General features: G+C 60.9%; 19 protein-coding genes. 8 read left to right on the top strand and 11 right to left on the bottom strand.

The genetic code is table 11. The features are described from left to right. Positions 1-36: 36 nt before the first annotated feature. The 4 genes from FIV39_RS19340 to FIV39_RS19355 all read right to left on the bottom strand — a co-directional run bounded on the left by FIV39_RS19340 (position 37) and on the right by FIV39_RS19355 (position 4,655). Entirely contained in the window at positions 37-273 is a 237-nt protein-coding gene (locus FIV39_RS19340) for a DUF1653 domain-containing protein (protein ID WP_010212074.1), read from the bottom strand. 97 nt (positions 274-370) lie between these two features. Beyond that, a complete protein-coding gene (gene fadA / locus FIV39_RS19345) occupies positions 371-1,546 on the bottom strand; it encodes an acetyl-CoA C-acyltransferase FadA (RefSeq protein ID WP_026136849.1) in 1,176 nt (391 codons plus the stop codon). Positions 1,547-1,575: 29 nt separating this feature from the next. Then, positions 1,576-3,723 carry a fatty acid oxidation complex subunit alpha FadB gene (gene fadB / locus FIV39_RS19350; protein WP_065947397.1) on the bottom strand — a complete coding sequence of 716 codons (2,148 nt, stop codon included), beginning with the start codon at positions 3,721-3,723 and terminating at the stop codon, positions 1,576-1,578. 494 nt (positions 3,724-4,217) lie between these two features. After that, positions 4,218-4,655, bottom strand: a complete 438-nt coding sequence (locus FIV39_RS19355) for a hypothetical protein (protein WP_090407775.1) — start codon at positions 4,653-4,655, stop codon at positions 4,218-4,220. 105 nt (positions 4,656-4,760) lie between these two features. Between FIV39_RS19355 and FIV39_RS19360 the strand changes: the two genes are divergently transcribed. After that, a complete protein-coding gene (locus tag FIV39_RS19360; RefSeq protein ID WP_090407779.1) occupies positions 4,761-5,201 on the top strand; it encodes a universal stress protein in 441 nt (146 codons plus the stop codon). A gap of 137 nt (positions 5,202-5,338) precedes the next feature. On the opposite strand, the gene FIV39_RS19365 is transcribed toward FIV39_RS19360, so the two are convergent. After that, complete coding sequence (locus FIV39_RS19365; RefSeq protein WP_090407782.1) at positions 5,339-7,258, bottom strand: ATP-binding cassette domain-containing protein; 1,920 nt, start codon at positions 7,256-7,258, stop codon at positions 5,339-5,341. Positions 7,259-7,471: 213 nt separating this feature from the next. Here FIV39_RS19365 and FIV39_RS19370 point away from each other — a divergent pair, with 213 nt between their 5' ends. Continuing rightward, entirely contained in the window at positions 7,472-9,400 is a 1,929-nt protein-coding gene (locus tag FIV39_RS19370; protein WP_090407786.1) for a transglycosylase SLT domain-containing protein, read from the top strand. 163 nt (positions 9,401-9,563) lie between these two features. Here FIV39_RS19370 and FIV39_RS19375 read toward each other — a convergent pair whose 3' ends face one another. Beyond that, positions 9,564-11,351 carry an ABC transporter transmembrane domain-containing protein gene (locus tag FIV39_RS19375; protein WP_167361129.1) on the bottom strand — a complete coding sequence of 596 codons (1,788 nt, stop codon included), beginning with the start codon at positions 11,349-11,351 and terminating at the stop codon, positions 9,564-9,566. Between the two features lie 248 nt (positions 11,352-11,599). Here FIV39_RS19375 and FIV39_RS33030 point away from each other — a divergent pair, with 248 nt between their 5' ends. Continuing rightward, positions 11,600-11,773 (top strand): PA1571 family protein, encoded by a 174-nt coding sequence (locus FIV39_RS33030; protein WP_027604248.1) that lies wholly within the window; start codon positions 11,600-11,602, stop codon positions 11,771-11,773. Between the two features lie 54 nt (positions 11,774-11,827). Here the strand turns inward: FIV39_RS33030 and pdxB are convergent, their stop codons facing one another. Continuing rightward, complete coding sequence (gene pdxB, locus FIV39_RS19380) at positions 11,828-12,973, bottom strand: 4-phosphoerythronate dehydrogenase PdxB (RefSeq protein WP_090407793.1); 1,146 nt, start codon at positions 12,971-12,973, stop codon at positions 11,828-11,830. A 169-nt stretch (positions 12,974-13,142) separates the two neighbouring features. Between pdxB and FIV39_RS19385 the strand changes: the two genes are divergently transcribed. Next, a complete protein-coding gene (locus tag FIV39_RS19385) occupies positions 13,143-14,537 on the top strand; it encodes an MATE family efflux transporter (RefSeq protein ID WP_090407797.1) in 1,395 nt (464 codons plus the stop codon). Here the strand turns inward: FIV39_RS19385 and tusA are convergent. Both tusA and rlmM read right to left on the bottom strand, forming a co-directional pair. Then, positions 14,534-14,785 carry a sulfurtransferase TusA gene (tusA, locus tag FIV39_RS19390; RefSeq protein WP_027604251.1) on the bottom strand — a complete coding sequence of 84 codons (252 nt, stop codon included), beginning with the start codon at positions 14,783-14,785 and terminating at the stop codon, positions 14,534-14,536. The genes FIV39_RS19385 and tusA overlap by 4 nt on opposite strands. Before the next feature lie 27 nt (positions 14,786-14,812). Next, positions 14,813-15,889 (bottom strand): 23S rRNA (cytidine(2498)-2'-O)-methyltransferase RlmM, encoded by a 1,077-nt coding sequence (gene rlmM, locus FIV39_RS19395; protein WP_046490414.1) that lies wholly within the window; start codon positions 15,887-15,889, stop codon positions 14,813-14,815. A gap of 196 nt (positions 15,890-16,085) precedes the next feature. Between rlmM and acnA the strand changes: the two genes are divergently transcribed. Further along, on the top strand, positions 16,086-18,827 hold the full coding sequence (gene acnA / locus FIV39_RS19400) for an aconitate hydratase AcnA (protein WP_090407800.1): 2,742 nt from the start codon (positions 16,086-16,088) through the stop codon (positions 18,825-18,827). Positions 18,828-18,907: 80 nt separating this feature from the next. On the opposite strand, the gene FIV39_RS19405 is transcribed toward acnA, so the two are convergent. Beyond that, on the bottom strand, positions 18,908-19,846 hold the full coding sequence (locus FIV39_RS19405; protein ID WP_090407802.1) for an aspartyl/asparaginyl beta-hydroxylase domain-containing protein: 939 nt from the start codon (positions 19,844-19,846) through the stop codon (positions 18,908-18,910). Between the two features lie 127 nt (positions 19,847-19,973). Beyond that, positions 19,974-20,948 (bottom strand): cysteine synthase A, encoded by a 975-nt coding sequence (gene cysK, locus FIV39_RS19410; protein WP_027604255.1) that lies wholly within the window; start codon positions 20,946-20,948, stop codon positions 19,974-19,976. 126 nt (positions 20,949-21,074) lie between these two features. Here cysK and FIV39_RS19415 point away from each other — a divergent pair, with 126 nt between their 5' ends. The 3 genes from FIV39_RS19415 to FIV39_RS19425 all read left to right on the top strand — a co-directional run bounded on the left by FIV39_RS19415 (position 21,075) and on the right by FIV39_RS19425 (position 24,356). Beyond that, positions 21,075-22,151, top strand: a complete 1,077-nt coding sequence (locus FIV39_RS19415) for an AsmA family protein (RefSeq protein ID WP_090407805.1) — start codon at positions 21,075-21,077, stop codon at positions 22,149-22,151. Positions 22,152-22,332: 181 nt separating this feature from the next. Then, complete coding sequence (locus tag FIV39_RS19420) at positions 22,333-23,178, top strand: AAA family ATPase (RefSeq protein WP_003210690.1); 846 nt, start codon at positions 22,333-22,335, stop codon at positions 23,176-23,178. After that, entirely contained in the window at positions 23,178-24,356 is a 1,179-nt protein-coding gene (locus tag FIV39_RS19425) for a vWA domain-containing protein (protein ID WP_017848758.1), read from the top strand. The genes FIV39_RS19420 and FIV39_RS19425 overlap by 1 nt, the downstream gene beginning before the upstream one ends. Positions 24,357-24,475 lie beyond the last annotated feature (119 nt).

The following is a 24,475-nucleotide window of genomic DNA, read 5'->3' on the forward strand; positions in this document are numbered from 1 at the left end:
GGTGAGGTCAAGCGCAGCATTCTGCGCGGCCTGCCGTTATTGCCCTGAAAAAAGACTGGGTTCGGCCTGGACCAAAGCAAAGCGCGGGACCTGCTCGCCGTCAACTTCGACGGTCTCCAGGAACATGCTCAAGGGACGCACCCAAAAGCCGTAATCGCCATACAGTGCTTGGTAGAACACCACTTCTTCTTCGGTCTCGGAATGCCGTGCCACGCTGAAAACGCGGTACTGCGGACCTTTATAATGTTGGTAGAGCCCTGGTTCGACTTTCATGCTCTGGCCCCCTTACAAAATTTGTTGAAAAAAAATATTAAAAATTCCAAAAAACAAAAACCGGGGCACTGGGCCCCGGCTTCCGTCAACTCAACGCTTAGACGCGTTCGAAGACGGTGGATATGCCTTGGCCGAGACCAATGCACATGGTTGCAACCCCAAGGTTACCGCCATTTTGCTTCATCACGTTAAGCAAAGTGCCGGAAATACGCGCACCGGAGCAACCGAATGGGTGGCCCAGGGCAATCGCACCGCCGTGCAGGTTAACCTTCTCGTTCATCTTGTCGAGTACTTTCAAATCTTTCAGCACCGGCAGGGCCTGTGCAGCGAACGCTTCGTTGAGCTCGAAGAAGTCGATATCGGAGATGGTCAGGCCTGCGCGCTTCAAGGCTTTTTGTGTCGCCGGTACTGGACCATAGCCCATGATTGCCGGGTCCACACCCGCCACAGCCATCGAACGAATCACCGCCAGCGGCTGGATACCCAGGTCCTGGGCACGCTGCGCCGACATCACGATCATGCACGAGGCGCCGTCGGTGATTTGCGACGAAGTACCCGCCGTCACGGTGCCGCCCTTCGGATTGAAGGCAGGCTTGAGGGCCGCCAGGCTTTCCAGGGTGGTATCCGGACGAATGGTTTCATCGTAGTCGAACAGTTTCAGGAAACCGTTCTCGTCGTAGCCGTTCATCGGGATGATTTCATCCTTGAACTTGCCTTCCACGGTCGCCTTGTGGGCGAGCTGGTGGGAACGCACGCCGAACGCATCCTGGGCTTCACGGGTAATGCCGTGCATCTTGCCGAGCATTTCCGCGGTCAGGCCCATCATGCCCGAGGCTTTTGCCGCGTACAGCGACATGTGCGGGTTAGGATCGACCCCGTGCATCATGCTGACGTGGCCCATGTGCTCCACGCCACCGACCACGAACACATCACCGTTACCGGTCATGATTGCCTGGGCGGCGGTGTGCAGCGCACTCATGGACGAGCCACACAGGCGGCTGACGGTCTGGCCGGCTGCCGTGTGCGGGATCTGCGTCATCAACGACGCCATGCGCGCGATGTTCCAGCCCTGCTCCAGGGTCTGGTTGACGCAGCCCCAGATCACGTCTTCGACTTCGTTAGGGTCGACCTTGACGTTGCGTTCCAGCAGCTTGCTGATCAGGTGCGCCGACATGTCTTCAGCGCGGGTGTTGCGGTGCATGCCGCCCTTGGAGCGGCCCATCGGAGTACGACCGAAGTCGACAATCACGACGTCTCTTGGATTCAAGCTCATAAATATTCTCGCTCTAGTCGTCTGGGCACTTAACCGAAGAAGCGCTGGCCGTTCTTGGCCATTTCACGCAGCTTCGCGGTCGGGTGGTACAGCGGGCCCAGATCAGCGTATTGATCAGCCAGGGCAACGAACTCGGCCACACCGATCGAGTCGATGTAACGCAGCGCACCACCACGGAATGGAGGGAAGCCAATACCGTACACCAGGCCCATATCGGCTTCGGCGGCGGTTTCAACGATGCCGTCTTCCAGGCAACGCACGGTTTCCAGGCACAGGGCGATCATCATCCAGTTGATGATGTCCTCGTCGGACACCTCACGCTGCTCGTAGATGACCGGCGCGAGTACTTCGTGCACCGATGGGTCGGCCACTTTCTTCTGCTTGCCCTTCTTGTCCGCCTCGTAGGCGTAGAAGCCCTTGCCGTTCTTCTGGCCCAGGCGCTTGGCCTCGTAGAGCGCGTCGATCGCCGAGCGGCGGTCGTCTTTCATGCGGTCCGGGAAGCCTTCAGCCATCACGTCACGACCGTGGTGGCCGGTGTCGATGCCAACCACGTCCATCAGGTACGCCGGGCCCATTGGCCAGCCGAACTTCTCCATGACCTTGTCGATGCGCACGAAGTCCACACCGGCACTCACCAGCTTGGCGAAACCGCCGAAGTACGGGAACAGCACGCGGTTGACCAGGAAGCCCGGGCAGTCATTGACCACGATCGGGTTCTTGCCCATTTTCTTGGCGTAGGCAACGGTGGTGGCAATCGCCAGCTCGCTGGACTTCTCGCCACGGATCACTTCCACCAGTGGCATCATGTGCACCGGGTTGAAGAAGTGCATGCCGACGAAGTTTTCCGGACGCTTGAGGGCCTTGGCCAGCAGCGAAATGGAAATGGTCGAGGTGTTGGACGCCAGGATGGTGTCGTCTTTGACGTGGCCTTCAACTTCAGCCAGTACCGCCTGCTTGACCTTCGGATTTTCGACAACCGCTTCGACCACCAGGTCGACATGGCCGAAATCGCCGTAGGACAACGTAGGACGAATGCCGTTAAGCACCTCGGCCATCTTCGCAGCCGTCATGCGACCTTTATCGACGCGGCCAACCAGCAGCTTGGCGGCTTCGGCCAGGCCCTGCTCGATCCCGTGCTCGTTGATGTCTTTCATCAGGATCGGCGTGCCTTTGGACGCCGACTGATAGGCGATACCGCCGCCCATGATACCGGCACCGAGTACGGCAGCCTGTTTCACGTCCTTGGCGATTTCGTCGTAGGCCTTGGCCTTTTTCTTCAGCTCCTGATCGTTCAGGAACAGGCCGATCAGGCTCTGGGCAGCCGAGGTTTTCGCCAGTTTGACGAAGCCTGCAGCTTCCACTTCCAGGGCTTTGTCGCGACCGAAGTTCGCAGCCTTCTGGATGGTCTTGATCGCTTCAACCGGCGCCGGGTAGTTCGGGCCGGCCTGGCCAGCCACGAAACCTTTGGCGGTTTCGAACGACATCATTTGTTCGATGGCGTTGAGCTTGAGTTTTTCCAGCTTCGGCTGACGCTTGGCCTTGTAGTCAAATTCGCCGCTGATGGCGCCCTTGATCAGGTTCAGCGCGGCTTCGGCCAGTTTGTCCGGCGCCACAACCGCGTCGACGGCACCGACTTTCAGTGCGTCTTCAGCGCGGTTTTCCTTACCAGCGGCAATCCACTCGATGGCGTTGTCGGCACCGATGATGCGCGGCAGGCGCACGGTACCGCCGAAGCCTGGGTAGATGCCCAACTTGACTTCAGGCAGGCCGATTTTGGCAGTGGCCGCCATGACGCGGAAGTCCGCCGCCAGGCACATTTCCAGGCCGCCGCCCAGGGCGATGCCATTGATCGCGGCAACGGTCGGCACGTTGAGGTCTTCGAAATCGCTGAAAATCTTGTTGGCTTCGAGGTTGCCAGCCACCAGCTCGGCATCGGGCAGCTTGAAGTTGTCGACGAATTCGGTGATGTCAGCGCCGACGATGAACACGTCCTTGCCGCTGGAGACGATCACGCCTTTAATCGATGCATCAGCCTTGATGGTGTCTACGGCCTGACGCAGTTCGTTCAGGGTTAGACGGTTGAACTTGTTGACGGACTCACCCTTGAGGTCGAACTTCAGTTCGACGATGCCACTTTCAAGAGCCTTAACCGTGATGGCTTTACCTTCGTAAATCATCAACTGATCTCCACGATATGGAAGCTGAACAGTACACATTGGACGCTGGCCTATGGTTGGACATTGATAATTTCGTCAATGCTCAGGCCAATCCGCCAGGCACACCCGCCAATGCGATAGTCGGGTTCTGTATGAGCGGTCTGACAGACAAACGCTCAATTCATACGCCCGTTTGATTTGGGTACGCCACCTTCATCCAATTCCGAGCAATTGTCAATCGCTCGAAAGGCTAGGAAAAACGCGACTTTCCAGTCATTTCAGAACCCCGGCCCCAAGCCCGCGATTCGTCAATATTCAACTATTCATGAAATCAATAATGAAAAAGATAAGGGAAAACGCTGTACAGGACGGGATATGCGGCTAGGCTAGCGACAACCGTAACGCGCCTGGATGAACATCCGACGCGGGAAACACAGATTTACCGGCCTGCCTGGCCAACTCCAGCCCGATGATGCTTTCGGGCTTTTTATTGCCTGGCGTTTAACACTGAAGAGTCAGGCCAGGGCCTTGAGCAATTTATCAATGGCCAGCAGGTCGCTCGCCTCGCCCTTCTCGCCCCAGTAAAGGGCGATCATTTGCTTGTCGGCCTCGACCTTGTAGACGTTGGCCGGCAGCGTTGCAAAATGCGGCAACAACTTCTCGTCCTCACACACCTCGCGCCACTGGTTGACCCACACGCCCGGCTCCAACTGCCAGTAACTCCAAATGGCCGGCGTGCTGCCGCGCCGTGGCCGGCAGTACTGCGCACACGGGCTCGGCGGCTCGTGCTTGAGCCAGTGCGGCCACTCCTGGGGGGCCAATTGCATGGCCAGGCCGATGCGGCGTGCCTCCATGCGCAGGGCCATGCGCCCGCTCTGATGGCGCGATGGGCGCAGCCATGCCAGGGGGCTCAGCACCACAACAAGGATTGACACCACTATCCAGACCGTCATATGAGTACCCCCGATTTTTCTGATGAGCGGATTTGACCTGACGTAACCCTATCCGCTTGAAAGCAGCCATACTGAATCTATTGCAGTCCCCTGGAGGAACGCCCCATGTCCTACGAACATATTCTGGTCGCCGTAGACCTGACCGAAGAGTGCGATCCAGTGATCAAGCGCGCCCGAGCGTTCGCCGTCGCCAGCAACGCCAAACTGTCCCTGGTGCATATCGTCGAACCCATGGCCATGGCCTTTGGCGGCGACGTGCCCATGGACCTTTCCCAATTGCAGCAACAACAGTTCGACCAGGCCAAGGAGCGCCTTGACCGCCTGATCCTCAAGTACCCCGAAGTGACCAAGGAAAACTCCCACCTCACCTACGGCCAGCCTCGCCAGGAAATTCATCACCTGGCCAAGGAACAGCATTGCGACCTGATCGTGGTCGGCAGCCATGGCCGTCACGGTTTGGCGCTGCTGCTGGGCTCCACCGCCAATGATGTGCTGCACGGTGCGCCGTGCGATGTGTTGGCGGTGAAGCTGGTAAAAAGTTCGTAAGACCGATGGAAATCCAATGTGGGAGGGGGCTTGCCCCCGATAGCAGTCTGTCAGTTGAAACATCACTGGCTGAGACACCGCTATCGGGGGCAAGCCCCCTCCCACATTTGAACCGCTTTTTACTGACCTAAGGTCACTCAGGCATCCAACTCAGCCCAACGCTCCACCAGCACTTCCAGTTCCTGGTTCAACGTCTCCAGGGAAGCGATGACCTTGGCGGTTTCCGCCGCGGGACGCAGGTAGAAACCCGCGTCAGCCATTTCCGCTTCTACCGCTGCGATCTGCTGTTCCTTGGCGTCGATGTCCCCCGGCAAGGCTTCCAACTCACGCTGCAGCTTGTAGCTGAGTTTTTTCTTGGCCGCCGGTGCAGCGTCCTGGGCAGGTGCGGCAACTTCCACCGGAGCCACCACAGCGGAGGCCAGGTCGGCCTTGCCGGACTTGCTCTCGGTCACGCCCAACAGGCGCGGCGAGCCGCCCTGGCGCAGCCAGTCCTGGTAACCACCGACGTACTCACGCACCTTGCCTTCACCTTCGAAGACCAGGGTGCTGGTGACCACGTTGTCGAGGAATGCCCGGTCGTGGCTGACCATCAGCACGGTGCCGTTGAAGGTCAGCAGGACCTCTTCCAGCAGCTCGAGGGTTTCCACGTCGAGGTCGTTGGTCGGTTCGTCGAGCACCAGCAGGTTGGCCGGCTTGCTGAACAGCTTGGCCAGCAGCAGGCGCGCACGCTCACCACCGGACAAGGCTTTCACTGGCGTACGTGCACGCTGCGGGCTGAACAGGAAGTCGCCCAGGTAGCTGAGTACGTGGCGGCTCTGGCCGTCGATGTCGATGAAGTCGCGGCCTTCGGCGACGTTGTCGATCACGGTTTTTTCCAGGTCCAACTGATGGCGCAACTGGTCGAAGTAGGCCACGTCGATGCGTGTGCCCTCTTCCACGGTGCCGCTGGTCGGTTTCAGACCATTGAGCATCAGCTTCAGCAAGGTGGTCTTGCCGGTACCGTTGGCGCCCAACAGGCCGATACGGTCGCCGCGCTGCAGGACCATCGAGAAGTCCTTGATCAGGAACGGGCCATCCGGGTGATGGAAGCTGACGTTCTCGAGCACCATGACCTGCTTGCCCGACTTATCGGCGGTATCCAGCTGGATATTGGCCTTGCCGGTACGCTCGCGACGTTCGCTGCGCTCAACACGCAGGGCTTTGAGGGCACGCACGCGGCCTTCGTTACGGGTGCGGCGCGCCTTGATGCCCTGGCGGATCCAGACTTCTTCCTGGGCCAGTTTCTTGTCGAACAGGGCATTGGCGGTTTCTTCGGCGGACAGCGCGGCTTCCTTGTGGACCAGGAAGCTGGCGTAATCGCCGTTCCAGTCGATCAGGCCGCCACGGTCCAGTTCGAGGATGCGCGTCGCCAGGTTTTGCAGGAAGGAACGGTCGTGCGTGATGAACAGCACGGAGCCCTGGAAATCCTTGAGGGCTTCTTCCAGCCAGGCGATGGCGCCGATGTCCAGGTGGTTGGTCGGCTCGTCGAGCAGCAGCAGGTCGGGCTCGGACACCAGGGCCTGGGCCAGCAGCACACGACGACGCCAGCCGCCGGACAACTCGGCGAGAGTCTTGTCGGCCGGCAGTTGCAGGCGGCTCAGGGTGCTGTCGACCAATTGCTGCAGGCGCCAGCCGTCACGGGCTTCGAGGTCTTGCTGGACGTGCATCAGCTTGTCCAGGTCCTCTTCGGTGACGCAGTTCTGCGCCAGGTGATGGTATTGCGCAAGCAACTCACCGACACCGTCCAGGCCTTCGGCAACCACGTCGAACACGGTCCGTCCGTCGGCAACCGGCAATTCTTGCGGCAATTCGCCAATCTTGAGGCCTGGGGCGCGCCATACAGAGCCGTCATCGGGCTTCTGGTCGCCTTTTACCAGCTTCATCATGCTGGACTTGCCGGTGCCGTTGCGGCCGATGATGCACACCCGCTCACCACGGGCGATCTGCCAGGACACCTTGTCCAACAACGGCATAGCGCCGAAAGCAAGGGACACATCGCTGAATTTGAGCAGGGTCATACGCTTCTCCAAAAACTGGGCGCGCATTCTACCTGACTTGAGGGTGGGATGCGGCCAGCATTTTCGCTGCCGACACGTTCTGTAGGACATTTCCGGCGAACTTGAACGAACCCACTGGCAAAGCTTTCGCCGGCCGCTGGCAAAAGGCTAAGCTAGGGGCAATCAGTGTCGGCGGTGCCGGTGCTAGTCGTGATTTCTCTGCACGGACGTCTCATGCGCAGTCGCCTTTTCAACTTTTTATCTTGTCTGCTTCTTTCTGCCACCGCCGCTCAATCCGCCCAGGCCGTGGACCTCACCACCCAACGTCAATATTACGATGAAGCCAAACGCGCCCTGGCCAAGGGCGATACAGGCCCCTACATGCAATACAGCCAGGCCCTGGCCGACTACCCGCTGACGCCCTACCTGGCCTACGACGAACTGACCGCCCGGTTGAAGACCGCCAGCAACGAGGAAATCGAACAATTCCTCGCCAAAAACGGCGACCTGCCCCAGGCCAACTGGATGAAACTGCGTTGGTTACGCTGGTTGGCCGACCGTGGCGACTGGCAGACCTTTGAAAAGTACTACGACCCCAAGCTCAATTTCGTCGAGCTGGACTGCCTGCATGGCCAGTTCCAGCTGACCCACAACTTGAAAGCTGAAGGCTACAAGACCGCCGAAAAACTCTGGATGACCGGCAAATCCCAGCCGACCGCCTGTGATGCCACCTTCGGCCAATGGGCGGCCGACGGCCAACTCACCGAACAAAAAATCTGGGACCGCACCAAACTCGCCGCCGAAGCACGCAACTACGCGCTGGCCAACAGCCTGGTAAAAACCCTGCCGACGTTGAGTGCCCAGGGTCGTTTGATGGTGGACGTGGCGCAAAAGCCCGACATGCTCAGCGACCCGTCGCGCTTCCTGCCGGCCACCGAGGCGATGTCTGACGCCGTCGGCCTGGGCCTGCGCCGTCTGGCACGCCAGGATCCGGACAAAGCCATGGCCCTGCTCGACGGTTATGCCAGCAGCATGCACTTCTCCCGTGACGAAAAAGTGGCAATCGCCCGTGAAATCGGCCTGACCCTGGCCAAGCGCTTCGACCCGCGCGCACTTGAGGTGATGACCAAATACGACCCCGAGTTGCGCGACAACACTGTGTCCGAATGGCGCCTGCGCCTGCTGTTGCGCCTGGCCCGCTGGGAAGATGCCTACCAACTGACGCGAAAACTCCCGCAGGATTTGGCCACCACCAACCGCTGGCGCTACTGGCAGGCCCGCAGCCTGGAACTGGCCGAGCCGAAAAACCCGCAAGCCCTGGTACTGTACAAAAACCTGTCACGAGAGCGTGATTTCTACGGTTTCCTCGCCGCAGATCGCTCCAAAGCGCCGTACCAGTTGAACAACAAGCCGCTGGTAATGAGCCAGGCGCTGGTCAACAAGGTGCGTAACACCCCCGGCGTGCGGCGTGCCCTTGAGTTTTATGCGCGTGGCCAAGTGGTGGATGGTCGCCGCGAGTGGTACCACGTCAGCCGTCACTTCAACCGTGACGAAATGGTCGCCCAGGCCAAGCTGGCCTACGACATGAAATGGTACTTCCCGGCGATCCGCACCATAAGCCAGGCGCAGTACTGGGATGACCTGGACATCCGTTTCCCGATGGCCCACCGCGACACCCTGGTGCGCGAAGCCAAGGTGCGTGGCCTGCATTCCAGCTGGGTATTCGCAATCACCCGCCAGGAAAGTGCCTTCATGGACGACGCCCGCTCCGGCGTCGGCGCCAGCGGCCTGATGCAACTGATGCCCGGCACCGCCAAGGACACCGCACGCAAGTTCAGCATCCCCCTGGCCTCACCGGCCCAGGTGCTGGACCCGGACAAAAACATCCAGCTCGGCGCCGCTTACCTGAGCCAGGTGCACAGCCAGTTCAATGGCAACCGCGTTCTCGCCTCCGCCGCCTACAACGCCGGCCCCGGCCGCGTGCGCCAATGGCTGCGCGGCGCCGACCACCTGAGCTTCGACGTGTGGGTGGAAAGCATCCCGTTCGACGAAACCCGCCAGTATGTGCAGAACGTGCTGTCTTATTCGGTGATCTACGGGCAGAAGCTCAACTCGCCACAGCCACTAGTGGATTGGCATGAGCGGTATTTTGACGACCAATGACGCACCACATCCCTGTGGCGAGCGGGCTTGCCCCGCGTTGGAGTGCGAAGCGTTCCTGAGCCAGTCGTTGCGGTGCAACTGATAGTTTTTGGGGGGCTGCTACGCAGCCCAACGCGGGGCAAGCCCGCTCGCCACAACAAGCCCGCTCGCCACATAGATCGTGCTAGGCCTGGTTTTTTGCAACCTCTGCGGCGTCGCTGAACTGCAACGCCGCCAACCGCGCATACAGCGGGTTGCTCGCAATCAACTGCTGGTGCGTGCCCACCGCCACCAGCTTGCCCTGGTCCATTACCGCAATCCGGTCCGCATGCTTTACGGTCGCCAAACGGTGGGCGATGACGAGCGTGGTGCGCCCTTGCATCAACTGCGGCAACGCTTGCTGGATCAGGTGTTCACTCTGGGCATCCAGGGCGCTGGTAGCCTCGTCCAACAGCAGGATCGGCGCGTCTACCAGCAACGCACGGGCAATCGCCAGGCGTTGGCGTTGGCCGCCGGAGAGGCCCATGCCGCCGTCGCCGAGGTGGGTCTGGTAGCCGTCGGGCATTTGCAGGATGAAATCGTGGGCGTGGGCGATGCGGGCGGCGGCTTCGACTTGCTCGCGAGTGGCCGTTGGGTTGCCGTAACGGATGTTCTCCTCGACGCTGCCGAAAAACAGCGCCGGGCTCTGGGACACCAGGGCGAAGTGGCGACGCAGGTCCAGCGGATCAAGATCGGTCAACGCCTGGCCTTCAAGCAGGATGCGGCCTTGCTGGGGGTCGTAGAAGCGCAGCAACAGGTCGAAAATCGTCGACTTGCCCGCGCCGGACGGGCCCACCAGCGCCAGGGTTTCGCCGGCGTTGATGGTCAGGCTCAAGCCGTCGATGGCATAGCTGTCCGGCCGTGAAGGGTAGGAAAAGCGCAGGTTCTGCAGCTCCATGCGACCGCTGACGCGCGCCGGCAACTGCACGCTGCCCGTGGCCGGCGCCTGAATATCGTTGCTCGACTGCAACAGTTCACCAATGCGCTCCGCGGCACCGGCGGCACGTTGCAGTTCACCGAGGACTTCGCTCAGGGTACCGACGGCGCTGCCGACGATCAGGCTGTAGAACACAAACGCGGCCAACTCGCCGCCGGAAATGCGCCCGCTGATCACGTCCATGCCTCCGACCCAGAGCATCACGCCCACAGCCCCCAGCACCAGCATGATCACCAGGGTGATCAACCAGGCACGCTGGGCGATGCGTTTGCGTGCAGTGGTGAAGGCCTCTTCAACGGTTACGGCAAAGCGCTGCTCGTCCTGCACCTGGTGGTTATAGGCTTGCACGGTCTTGATCTGGCCGAGGGTCTCGGACACGTAGCTGCCTACATCGGCAATACGGTCCTGGCTCTGGCGCGACAAACTGCGTACGCGGCGGCCGAAGATCAGGATCGGCGCCAACACCAGCGGCAGCGCCACCACCACGATGCTGGTGAGCTTGGGGTTGGTGATGAATAACAGCACGATGCCGCCGATCACCATCAAGGCATTGCGCAGGAACAGCGACAGCGACGAGCCGATCACCGATTGCAGCAAGGTGGTGTCGGTGGTCAGCCGTGATTGGATTTCCGAACTGCGATTGTTCTCGTAGAAACCCGGGTGCAGGTAGATCAGGTGGTTGAAAACCTGCCGGCGAATGTCCGCCACCACCCGTTCACCGATCCACGACACCAGGTAAAACCGCGCAAACGTGCCCACGGCCAAGCCCAGCACCAACACCATGAACAGGCCGATGGACTGGTTGAGCAGGTGCGGCGACTGGGTCATGAAGCCCTGGTCCACCAGCAGGCGAATGCCCTGGCCCATCGACAAGGTGATGCCGGCGGTGACGATCAGCGCCACCAAAGCACCCAGTGCCTGCCAGCGATAGGGCGCGATAAAGCGACTGGCCAGGCGAATCGCGCGGCGTTGACGGACTGAGAACATGAGGGGCATCACCTGATCGGAAAGGGTTGGTACCTGACCCTGCTTACATGGGGGGAACTTGGGCGAATAACAATGAGTCAGGTTAATTATGCCCACCGATGCTGACCCCTAGAGGCTATCGGTCTAACGCCCGGCTGGAAATCCGTAACGGTTTCTGGTGGACTGGACGTTCGAACCGGTGATCTCGTAAGGAGTTGTAACAGCGCGGTCACTCGGGGGTTATACAGTAGGTACACAACCTGATGAGGAGACAGGCCATGACCTTGCAAAATAGCAGCGATGCCAAGATTGAAGTAATCCGCCAACCGCAGCACTTGCCTTGCTCCGTGATCGACGCACAGGGCCGCGAAGTGCAGATTACCGAAGAGATGATCCAGCAAGCGTGCCGCGAGCTGGAACAGCGACTGGTCAAGCCTGCCCAGCAAGGCTGAAGGGCCCACGCTCTTTCAAACCCGGCCCAGGTGGCCGGGTTTTTTATTCGGTGTTTAAACGGTTGCCGCGCCCAATGCGGACACGATGCTCGCCAACACCGCCGACTCCCCGTTCACAATGCGCACCTTCAAGCCATCGATTTCACGACGCTCCGGATAATGCTTGCGCAGCAGGTCGAACGCCTTGCGTTGTTCTTCGACGCTGCCCACCAGGCTGCGGCGGAAATCCGCATCATCACGGCGCGGGTCGTACACGCTGCGGCACAACGTCGCCAGCGCCCAGGCCGGGTCGGTCGAGGCGTTCAAGTGCACCTCGGCCAGCCACGGTTGCGGCAACAAGTCACTCAGCTGAATGCTCTGTTCCTGGCCCAGGTGCGCGCAGAACGCCTGATAGATCTGCGCCGTACCGCGCTGCTTGCCGTCAAGGCTGTAGCCGGCGATATGCGGGGTGGCCAACACACACAGGTCGGCCAGGTCGACGTCCACCTCGGGCTCGCCTTCCCACACGTCCAGCACCGCTTGCAGGTCTTCGCGCGCAAGCAGCACGTCGCGCAGGGCGGCGTTGTCGACCACCGGGCCACGGCTGGCATTGATCAGCCAGGTACCGGGATTGAGGCGGCTGAGGCGGTCGCGATCAAACAGATGCCAGGTGGAACCATTGCCGGATTTGGTCAACGGCGTGTGCAGGCTGATCACATCGCATTGCTCGATGATCTGCTCGAGGCTGACGTAATCGCCGTCTTCGGCGATCTGTCGCGGCGGGTCGCACACCAGCACCTTCCAGCCCAGGCCCTTGAGCACTTCGATCAGTCGCCCGCCCACTTCACCGGCGCCGACCACGCCATAGGTGCGCTGATTGAGGTCGGCGCCTTCGATCTCGGCCAGGGTTTGCAGGCTGCCCAGCACATAGTCCACCACGCCACGGGCATTGCAGCCGGGAGCGCTGGACCACTGGATACCGGCCTGCTTGAAGTACTCGAGGTCGAGGTGGTCGGTGCCGATGGTGCAGGTGCCGACAAAACGCACCTTCGTGCCGTCCAGCAGGGCGCGGTTGACGTTGGTCACCGAGCGCACCAGCAGTACATCGGCCTGTTCAACCGTCGCGCGGTCGATGGAACGGCCGGACACTCGGCGAATCTCGCCAAATCCTTGGAAGAACTCATCGAGCAGCGGGATATTTTCGTCGGCAACAATCAGCATGGCAGGCTCCTTTGGCGGATCAGCAGTGTACAGGGATGCGGTCACCAATGTGGGAGGGGCGATAGCCTGGCAGGTCGCTTACAAATCGCTAACACAGGTTTTTTCCTGACTGTTGCGTCAAGGCGTAGAATCCGCCGGCCTTGCGCCCTTCTCTACTGGACACCCGTACGTGAACACTGCCACTGCCCCCCTTACCCGCCCCGCCCGCATCAGCCGGGAAGTGGGCGGCCTGATGACACTCGCGCTGCCGATCATGATCGGCCAACTGGCAACCACCTTCATGAGTTTTGTCGATGCGGTGATGGCCGGCCGCGTCAGTCCCCAGGACCTGGCGGCGGTGGGCCTGGGCAACTCGATCTGGATTCCGGTGTACCTGCTGATGACCGGTACGTTGCTGGCCACCACGCCGAAAGTCGCCCAACGCTACGGTGCGGGCCACTACGGCGAAATCGGGCCGTTGGTGCGTCAGTCACTGTGGCTGGCCGTGGTGGTCGGCATCATCGGCTCGCTGCTGCTGCTCTGCGCCGAGCCGATCCTGCATGCGATGAAGGTTGAACCCGAGCTTATCGCCCCCACCATGGGCTACCTGCATGGCATCGCCGCAGGGATGCCGGCCGTTGCCCTGTATTACGTGCTGCGCTGTTTCAGCGACGGCCTGGGCCGCACCCTGCCCAGCATGGCCATGGGCCTGTGCGGGCTGGCGCTGAATGTCCCGCTGAACTACATCTTCATCTACGGCCACCTGGGCTTACCGGCCATGGGCGGCGTGGGCTGCGGCTGGGCCACGGCGATTGCGATGTGGGTGATGATGCTCGGCATGGCCGCCTGGACCCGCTGGGGGGCGGCCTACCAAAGCAGTGAACTGTTCAAGCGCTTCGACTGGCCACAGTGGTCGGTGATCAAGCGCGTCTTGGGGATTGGCCTACCGATCGGCATCGCGATCTTTGCCGAATCGAGCATCTTTGCCGTCATCGCCCTGCTGCTCGGCAGCCTGGGCGCCACCGTTGTGTCGGGGCACCAGATCGCGCTGAACGTCAGCTCACTGGTGTTCATGATTCCCTACTCCCTGAGCATGGCCGTCACCGTGCGCGTCGGCCAGGCCCTGGGGCGTGGCGAGGCGCGTGAAGCACGCTTCGCCGCCGGGGTCGGCATGGGCACGGCGCTGGCGTACGCCTGCCTGTCCTGCAGCCTGATGCTGGTGTTTCGCGAGCAGATTGCGGCGATCTACACCCCGGACCCCATCGTCATCCACCTGGCATCGACGCTGATCGTGTTTTCAGCGCTGTTCCAGTTCAGTGACTCGATCCAGGTCACCGCCGCCGGCGCCCTGCGTGGCTACCAGGACACCCGCGTGACCATGGTGCTGACCCTGTTTGCCTATTGGGGCGTGGGGCTGCCGGTGGGTTACGCCCTGGGGCTGACCCACTGGCTGGGCGAACCCAGCGGCCCGAGCGGTTTGTGGCAAGGGCTGATCGTGGGGTTGAGCTGTGCGGCGGGGATGCTGCTGGTGCGCCTGGCGCGCAGTGCACGCCGGCGCATTCGCCTGGAGAAGGCGCGGGGTTAATCGGCCTTTTTGCGGATCCAGTACAAGTACGTACCGGCCTGCTCCTGCTGATCCACCAGTTCATGGTCAAGGAACACGCAGAACTTGGGAATATCGCGGCGCGTTGACGGGTCGGTCGCGATCACCTTGAGCAAGCCGCCGGGCGGCAGGTCGCGGATGTGCTGGTGCAGCATCATCACCGGCTCAGGGCAGTTGAGGCCCGTTGCGTCGAGGGTGCCGTCAACGGCGGTGTCGAAAATATCGCTCATTGTCTACTCCTGAAACCGGCGCCCAGTTTAGCGGGCCTTGGTTTTCTTCACATCCACCAGCCGACGCAGGTGGCAGGTCACTTCTTCACGGTCGTGATACAGCTGCTTGCAGCCGATCTCCACCCGAATGCCGCGCGCCTTGAAACCGTCTTCGATACGTTCCAGCAGGCGCTTGACCTCGGCGTAACGCTGTTTCATCGGCAGCTTCAGGTTCACCACCGCCTCGCGGCAGTACCCTTCGCCGATCCAGGTTTCCAGCAGCGCCGCGTTGCGCGCCGGCTTTTCGACGATGTCGCACACCATCCAGTCCACCGGCTGCTTGGGCACGAAGGTAAAGCCGTCGGCCATCAGGTGCTGCACCAGGCCGGTGTCCATCAGGCTTTCGGCCATGGGGCCGTTGTCGATGGCGGTCACCAGCATGCCACGGTTGACCAACTGCCAGGTCCAGCCACCAGGGGCCGCGCCCAGATCGACGCCGGTCATGTCGCCATGCAGGCGCTCATCCCACTGATCGCGGGGGATAAAGTGGTGCCAGGCCTCTTCCAGCTTCAGGGTCGAGCGGCTGGGCGCGTCCCGAGGGAATTTCAGGCGTGGGATGCCCATCGGCCACATCGCCGAGTTATTCGACTCGGCCAGGCCCATGAACACTTCGCGGCCGCTTTTGAAGGTCAACAGCAGGCGCGGCTTGCTCGGGTCGTCCACCAGCTTGCCGGCGTTCAACAAGGCTTTGCGCAGGTGCACTTCGAATTTCTTGCAGAAGTTCGAGAGTTCCTTGCCGTCATTGGTGTCGACCATCTCCAGCCACAGGCTGCCGCACACCGGGAACTCACGCAGGTGAGCGAGGATCACGCTGATACGATCGGTTTCCGGCAGGTCGATAAACACCCCGCGCGCCCACTGCCGCGGGAAGATCAGCTCGGCAAAGCGCTGGCCGTGCATCAGGCGCTGAGCGCCGTCTTCTTCGGTGCAGACAAATTCGGCGCAGGCGCTGCCCGTCTTGGCCTTGGCGTAGCCGGAAACGTTCAGGCGCGCGGCGTGTTCCGCGATCTCGGAACAGACTTCGCCCTCAAACCCCGGGCGGCAGTGCATAAAAAGGGTGTTCATCGACTCTCCTGGTGACTCAACTGACGTTGCGCTATCGCAATGCCTGTCATGAAAACGCGCGCATGATAGCCGAGTTCGGAACCTTGGTTCTGTCCATAGAGTCCAGTAATTAGCCAGCTACTGAAAACAGCGCTAGTTTGAACGCTCTGTTCGTCCCGTCAGGTCCGTAGCCGTGCGGACCATAAGGAGTCATGTAATGTCATCCCTTGATAGCCTGAGAACCCTTAAAACTTTAGAAATCGACGACAAGACCTACCACTATTTCAGCCTGCCCGAGGCCGCCAAGAGCCTGGGTGACCTGGATAAGCTGCCGATGTCCCTCAAGGTGCTGCTGGAGAACCTGCTGCGCTGGGAAGACAACAAGACCGTCACCGGCGCCGACCTCAAGGCGATTGCCGCCTGGCTCAAAGAGCGCCAGTCCGACCGCGAGATCCAGTACCGCCCCGCCCGTGTGCTGATGCAGGACTTTACCGGCGTACCCGCCGTGGTCGACCTGGCCGCCATGCGCGCCGCCGTGGCCAAGGCCGGCGGCGACCCGCAGCGCATCAACCCGCTCTCCCCCGTGGACTTGGTGATCGACCACTCGGTGATGGTCGACAAATTCGGCAACGCCGACGCCTTCGAGCAGAACGTCGACATCGAAATGCAGCGCAACGGCGAACGCTACGCCTTCCTGCGCTGGGGCCAGAGTGCCTTCGACAACTTCAGCGTGGTACCGCCGGGCACCGGCATCTGCCATCAGGTCAACCTTGAATACCTGGGCCGCACCGTGTGGACCAAGGACGAGGACGGCCGCACCTACGCGTTCCCCGACACCCTGGTCGGCACCGACTCCCACACCACCATGATCAACGGCCTCGGCGTACTCGGCTGGGGCGTGGGCGGGATCGAAGCGGAAGCGGCGATGCTCGGCCAACCGGTGTCGATGCTGATCCCGGAAGTGATCGGCTTCAAGCTCACCGGCAAACTCAAGGAAGGCATTACCGCCACCGACCTGGTGCTGACCGTCACCCAAATGCTGCGCAAGAAAGGCGTGGTGGGCAAGTTCGTCGAGTTCTACGGCGACGGTCTGGCCGACCTGCCCCTGGCGGACCGCGCGACCATCGCCAACATGGCCCCGGAATACGGCGCCACCTGCGGCTTTTTCCCGGTGGATGAGGTGACACTGGACTACCTGCGCCTCTCCGGTCGTCCGGCCGCAACCGTGAAGCTGGTCGAGGCCTACACCAAGGCCCAGGGCCTGTGGCGCAACGCTGGCCAGGAACCGGTGTTCACCGACAGCCTGGCCCTCGACATGGGCAGCGTCGAAGCCAGCCTCGCTGGGCCAAAACGCCCACAGGACCGCGTGTCCCTGCCCAACGTCGGCCAGGCGTTCAGCGACTTCCTCGACCTGCAATTCAAGCCGACCAACAAGGAAGAAGGCCGCCTGGAAAGTGAAGGCGGCGGCGGTGTGGCCGTGGGCAACGCCGACCTGGTGGGTGAAACCGACTATGAATACGAAGGCCAGACCTATCGCCTGAAAAACGGCGCCGTGGTGATCGCCGCCATCACCTCCTGCACCAACACGTCCAACCCCAGCGTGATGATGGCCGCCGGGTTGGTAGCGAAAAAGGCCGTGGAGAAAGGCCTCACGCGCAAACCCTGGGTGAAAACCTCCCTGGCGCCCGGCTCCAAAGTGGTCACCGACTACTACAAGGCCGCGGGCCTCACCCAGTACCTGGATAAACTTGGCTTCGACCTCGTGGGTTATGGCTGCACCACCTGCATCGGCAACTCCGGGCCGCTGCCTGAACCAATCGAAAAAGCCATCCAGAAGGCCGACCTCGCCGTGGCGTCGGTGCTGTCCGGCAACCGCAACTTCGAAGGCCGCGTGCACCCACTGGTGAAAACCAACTGGCTGGCCTCACCGCCGCTGGTGGTGGCCTACGCCTTGGCGGGGACCGTACGCATCGACATCAGCAGCGAACCGCTGGGTAACGATCAACAGGGTAATCCGGTGTATTTGAAGGACATCTGGCCGAGCAGCCAGGAGATCGCTGACGCCGTAGCGCAAGTCAGCACCGGCATGTTCCACAAGGAATACGCCGAAGTGTTCGCCGGCGACGCACAGTGGCAAGCGATCGAGGTACCGCAGGCCGCGACCTACGTGTGGCAGAAAGACTCGACCTACATCCAGCACCCGCCGTTCTTCGATGACATTGCCGGGCCTCTGCCGGTGATCAAAGACGTCAAGGGCGCCAACGTACTGGCGCTGCTGGGCGACTCGGTGACCACCGACCACATCTCCCCCGCCGGCAATATCAAGGCCGACAGCCCTGCCGGCCACTACCTGCGCGAGCAAGGCGTGGAGCCGCGTGACTTCAACTCCTATGGCTCACGCCGGGGCAACCATGAAGTGATGATGCGCGGCACCTTCGCCAACATCCGCATCCGCAACGAAATGCTCGGCGGCGAGGAAGGCGGCAATACGCTGTACATCCCTACCGGCGAGAAAATGCCGATCTACGATGCGGCCATGAAGTACCAGGCCTCCGGCACTCCGCTGGTGGTGATCGCCGGCCAGGAGTACGGCACCGGCTCCAGTCGCGACTGGGCCGCCAAGGGCACCAACCTGCTGGGGGTCAAGGCGGTGATCGCCGAGAGTTTCGAGCGGATTCACCGTTCCAACCTGGTGGGCATGGGCGTGCTGCCGCTGCAGTTCAAGCTGGATCAGAACCGCAAGGCGCTCAAGCTTACGGGCAAGGAGAAGGTCGATATTCTCGGGCTCACGGACGCGGAGATCGTGCCGCGGATGAACCTGACACTGGTGATTACCCGCGAGGATGGCAGCCGCGAGAAGGTCGAGGTGCTGTGCCGGATCGATACCTTGAATGAAGTGGAATACTTCAAGTCGGGGGGGATTTTGCACTATGTGCTGCGGCAGTTGATTGGCTCCTAAAGGAGAGCTTTAAGTTACAAGCTTCAAGCTGCAAGTGAGGTGTCAACTTGTAGCTTGTAGCTTGAAACCTGCAGCTGTTTTCATCCAAACAGCCACTTCCACAGCAGCACCAGCACCACCACCGCCAGCACCGGCCGCGCAATGCGGTAAGCCTTGGGATGCTTGCGCTTCCACTGCTTGACCACGCCGCTGAGCTTGTCGCTGAAGGTCTTGCTCCAGGCATACGCCTGGTTGATGCCGCCGACGCGTTCGTCATCCAGGTTCTGCGGCGCGGTGGCGCGACCCAGTTGCTTGCTGACCCAGCGATTGACGCGGGTCATCAGAGGATTGCTCAGCGGGCGTTCGATGTCGCAGAACAGGATCACGCGGGTCTGTTCGGTTTCGTTCTTCACCCAGTGCACGTACGTTTCATCGAACATCACATCGTCGCCGTCACGCCAGGCGTATTCCTGACCATCGACAAAGATGCGGCAAGCGTCGGAGTTCGGCGTGGACAAGCCCAGGTGATAACGCAGGGAACCGGCAAACGGGTCACGGTGCGGGTTGAGGTGGCTGCCGCCCGGCAACAGCGCGAACATCGCGCCCTTGACGTTGGGGATGCTGCTCACCAAGGCCACGGTTTTCGGGCACAGTGCCTCGGCCGATGGCAGGGGTTTGTCGTACCACTTGAGGTAGAAACGCTTCCAGCCCTTCTTGAAGAACGAACCGAAACCGGCATCGTTGTTCTTTTCGGCGGCGCGGATGTAACCCTCGTCGAACAGGTGCATGGCCTCTTCGCGGATCACTTCCCAGTTGTCCTTGAGCACGTCCAGTTCCGGAAACTTGCTGCGGTCCAGGTACGGCTTGGACGGCACGGCCGAAAACAGGTACATCAAGGCGTTATAGGGGGCGAACAGCGCCGAATGGTTGACGAACTGGCGCAACATCGGCAAACGGGCCTTGCCGCGCAAGTGCACATACAGCGTGCTGCCGATAAACAGCAACAGCACCGACAGTTTGGCGGCCAAAGAAAAGGTCATGCAGCAACTCCTGGAAATAAGCGCCTGGCCAACAGCCTCCCGGCGATGGGAGACCAGACGTAACAGCCGGCCATGATAAACATTTGGGCCATTATGCAGAAGGCCCAGGCTGACCGGCTGACATAAATCAAGCCTGGTTTTCTTGCTCGGTAAACAAATCGCTGAACAGCATGCTCGACAGGTAGCGCTCACCGGAGTCCGGCAGGATCACCACAATGGTCTTGCCCTGCATTTCCGGCTTTTCGGCCAGGCGCACGGCCACGGCCATGGCGGCACCGCAGGAGATACCGCACAGGATCCCCTCTTCCTGCATCAGGCGCAGGGCCATGGCCTTGGATTCCTCGTCGGTCACCAGTTCCACGCGGTCGACCATCGACAGGTCAAGATTTTTCGGCACGAACCCGGCGCCAATGCCCTGGATCTTGTGGGGGCTGGGCTTGATCTCTGCACCGGCCAGGGCCTGGGTGATCACCGGCGACACCATTGGCTCGACGGCTACCGACAGGATCGGCTTGCCCGCCGTGTTCTTGATATAGCGCGACACACCGGTGATGGTGCCCCCGGTGCCCACGCCTGCGACCAGCACGTCCACGGCGCCATCGGTGTCGTTCCAGATTTCCGGGCCGGTGGTTTTTTCGTGGATGGCAGGGTTGGCCGGGTTTTCGAACTGGGCCGGCATAAAGTAGGTGGCCGGATCACTGGCAACGATTTCGCCGGCCTTGTCGATGGCCCCCTTCATGCCCTTGGCCGGCTCGGTCAGGACCAATTCGGCGCCGAGGGCCTTGAGCACCTTGCGGCGTTCGATGCTCATGGACGCCGGCATGGTCAGCAGCAACTTGTAGCCACGGGCGGCGGCCACAAAGGCCAAGCCGATGCCGGTATTGCCGGAAGTCGGTTCCACGATGGTCATGCCCGGCTTGAGTTTGCCGGTGCCTTCGGCGTCCCAGATCATGTTTGCGCCAATGCGGCACTTCACCGAATAACCTGGGTTACGCCCTTCGATCTTGGCCAGGATGGTCACGCCACGCGGTGCGATACGGTTGATCTGAACCAGGGGCGTGTTACCGATGGAGTGCGCGTTGTCTGCAAAAATGCGGCTCATGGCGGGTCCTATTGGGCGGTTTTCAGGAAGGTTCCAAGGGTATGCCTCGTGTTGCAAAGCGTCCAGTCAGAGGAACGTTGCGCGTGTCCCGGCAGTCCATTTCCTACCTGCAAGGAGAACTGCCCCATGAAACGTCGCTACAGCTGGCCACTATGGACCGTTGCCGGATTGCTGGTGGTCCTGGTCGCCGTGAGCATCGCGCTGCCCTATCTGGTGCGCAACTACCTGAATGACAAGCTCGCCGACATGGGCGATTACCGTGGCCAGGTGACCGACGTGGACCTCGCGCTGTGGCGTGGCGCGTACCGGATCAACGGCCTTGAGATCATCAAGGTCGACGGCAAGGTGCCCGTCCCGTTCGTCAAGGCGCCGCTGATCGACCTGGCAGTGAGCTGGCATTCTCTTTGGTACGACCACGCGGTGGTGGCCAAAGTGCTGTTTATCAACCCCGAAGTGAACTTCGTCGACGGCGGCGCCAACAAGCAAGCCTCCCAGACCGGTAAGGGCACCGACTGGCGCGAGCAGTTGAGTAAGTTGGCCCCCATCACCCTCGATGAAGTGCGCATCGAAAACGGCAAGATCGCCTTCCACAACTTCAGCTCCAAGCCCGTGGTGAAGATCGACGCGACCGACGTCAACGCCAGCTTCTACAACCTGACCAATGTGGTCGACGTCAAAGGCCGACGCGACGCGCGCTTCGACGGCAAGGCCCTGCTGCAAGGCCAGGCTCCGCTGGAAGCCACCGCCACCTTCGACCCGCTGAGCAATTTCGAGAACTTCGAGTTTCGCTTTCGCGCCAGGGACTTGCAGCTCAAGCGCATGAATGATTTCGCCTCGGCCTATGGCAAGTTCGACTTCAAGGCCGGCACCGGGGATGTGGTAATCGAAGCCCAGGCGGAAAAAGGCCAATTGACCGGCTACATCAAGCCGCTGCTGCGCGATGTGGAAGTCTTCGACTGGCAGCAGGACGTCGAGAACAAGGACAAGAACATCTTTCGCTCAATCTGGGAGGCGGTGGTGGGCGCCAGCGAGACCGTGCTGAAAAACCAGGCGAAGAACCAGTTCGCCACCCGCGTGGAACTCAGTGGCAGCGTGCATCAACAAGATGTCAGCGCGTTCTCCGCTTTTTTGGCGATTTTACGCAATGGTTTTATCCAGGCGTTCAATGCACGGTATGAACAGCCCAAGCCCAGCGCAGATTAAAATGTGGGAGGGGGCTTGCTCCCGATGACAATGTTTCAGCCAACAGATTCATTGGCTGATCCGTCATCGGGAGCAAGCCCCCTCCCACATTGGTCATTCAGAGACTGAATAACCCGTATGCGTTCACAGTCGCCGGGGGCTCGCGGTATAGTCGGGCATTGATGAATTCGAGGAATGACCGATGAAGTTCGAAGGCACCCAGGCCTACGTTGCCACCGATGACCTGAAACTGGCCGTCAACGCTGCCATCACCCTGGAGCGTCCGCTGCTGGTCAAGGGTGAGCCCGGCACCGGCAAGACCATGCTCGCCGAGCAACTGGCCGAGTCCTTCGGCGCCAAGCTGATCACCTGGCACATCAAGTCCACCACCAAGGCCCATCAGGGCCTGTACGAGTACGACGCGGTCAGCCGCCTGCGCGACTCGCAGCTGGGCGTAGACAAAGTGCACGACGTGCGCAACTACCTGAAGAAGGGCAAGCTCTGGGAAGCGTTCGAGTCCGAGGAGCGGGTGATCCTGCTGATCGATGAAATCGACAAGGCCGACATCGAGTTCCCCAACGACCTGCTGCAAGAACTCGACAAGATGGAGTTCTACGTCTACGAAATCGACGAGACCATCAAAGCCAAGAAGCGCCCGATCATCATCATTACCTCCAACAACGAAAAAGAGCTGCCGGACGCGTTCCTGCGCCGCTGCTTCTTCCACTACATCGCCTTCCCCGACCGCACCACCCTGCAAAAAATCGTCGACGTGCACTACCCGGACATCAAGAAAGACTTGGTCAGCGAAGCGCTGGACGTGTTCTTCGACGTGCGCAAAGTGCCGGGCCTGAAGAAAAAACCATCCACCTCCGAACTGGTCGACTGGCTCAAGCTGCTGATGGCCGACAATATCGGCGAAGCGGTGCTGCGCGAGCGCGACCCCACCAAGGCCATCCCGCCCCTGGCCGGTGCCTTGGTCAAGAACGAGCAAGACGTGCAGCTGCTGGAACGTCTGGCATTCATGAGCCGTCGCGGTAATCGCTAATGTTGCTCAACCTGTTCAATGAAATGCGGGCCGCCAAGGTACCGGTGTCGGTGCGCGAGCTGCTCGACCTGATCAACGCGCTGAAACAGCGCGTTACCTTCGCCGACATGGACGAGTTTTACTACTTGGCCCGGGCGATCCTGGTCAAGGACGAGCGGCATTTCGACAAATTCGATCGCGCCTTCAGCGCCTATTTCAACGGTTTGGAAAAACTCGACGACCACCTGCAGGCGCTGATCCCCGAAGACTGGCTGCGCAAGGAGTTCGAACGCTCGCTGAGCGATGAAGAACGCGCGCAGATCCAGTCCCTTGGAGGCCTGGACAAGCTGATCGAGGAATTCAAAAAGCGCCTGGAAGAACAGAAGGAACGTCATGCCGGCGGCAATAAATGGATCGGCACCGGCGGCACCAGCCCGTTCGGCTCCGGTGGCTATAACCCGGAAGGCATTCGCGTCGGCGACGCCGGCAAACGCCAGGGCAAGGCGGTAAAAGTCTGGGACCAGCGCGAGTACAAGAACCTCGACGACCAGGTGGAACTGGGCACGCGCAATATCAAGATCGCCCTGCGCCGCCTGCGCAAGTTCGCACGCCAGGGTGCGGCCGAAGAGCTGGACATCGATGGCACCATCGACCACACCGCCCGCGATGCAGGGCTGCTGAATATCCAGATGCGCCCGGAACGGCGCAACACCATCAAGCTGCTGTTGCTGTTCGATATCGGCGGTTCGATGGACGCCCACGTGAAGATCTGCGAAGAGCTGTTCTCGGCATGCAAGACCGAGTTCAAGCACCTGGAGTACTTCTACTTCCACAACTTCGTGTACGAGTCGGTGTGGAAGAACAACCAGCGCCGCACCTCGGAGCGCACCTCCACCCAGGACCTGCTGCACAAGTACGGTGCCGATTACAAAGTGATCTTTATCGGCGATGCGTCGATGGCACCGTATGAAATCACCCAGGCCGGCGGCAGCGTCGAGCATTGGAATGAAGAGCCGGGGTATGTGTGGATGCAGCGCTTCATGGCCAAGTACAAGAAGCTGATCTGGATTAACCCGTATCCCAAGGATACGTGGGGTTATACGGCATCGACGGGGATTGTGCGGGAGTTGGTGGAGGATCAGATGTACCCGCTGACCCTGCGCGGGCTTGAGGAAGGGATGCGCTTCCTCTCCAAATAAACGCCGATCCCCATACTGCAGGAGATCTCATGTGGGAGGGGCGGTGCGACGATTCGGCTTGCTCCCGATGGCGGTGGTTCAGTCACTGATGTGTTGACTGACACACTGCTATCGGGAGC

Origin of the sequence: Pseudomonas grimontii (genome assembly GCF_007858185.1) — a bacterium.
GTDB lineage: Bacteria > Pseudomonadota > Gammaproteobacteria > Pseudomonadales > Pseudomonadaceae > Aquipseudomonas > Aquipseudomonas grimontii.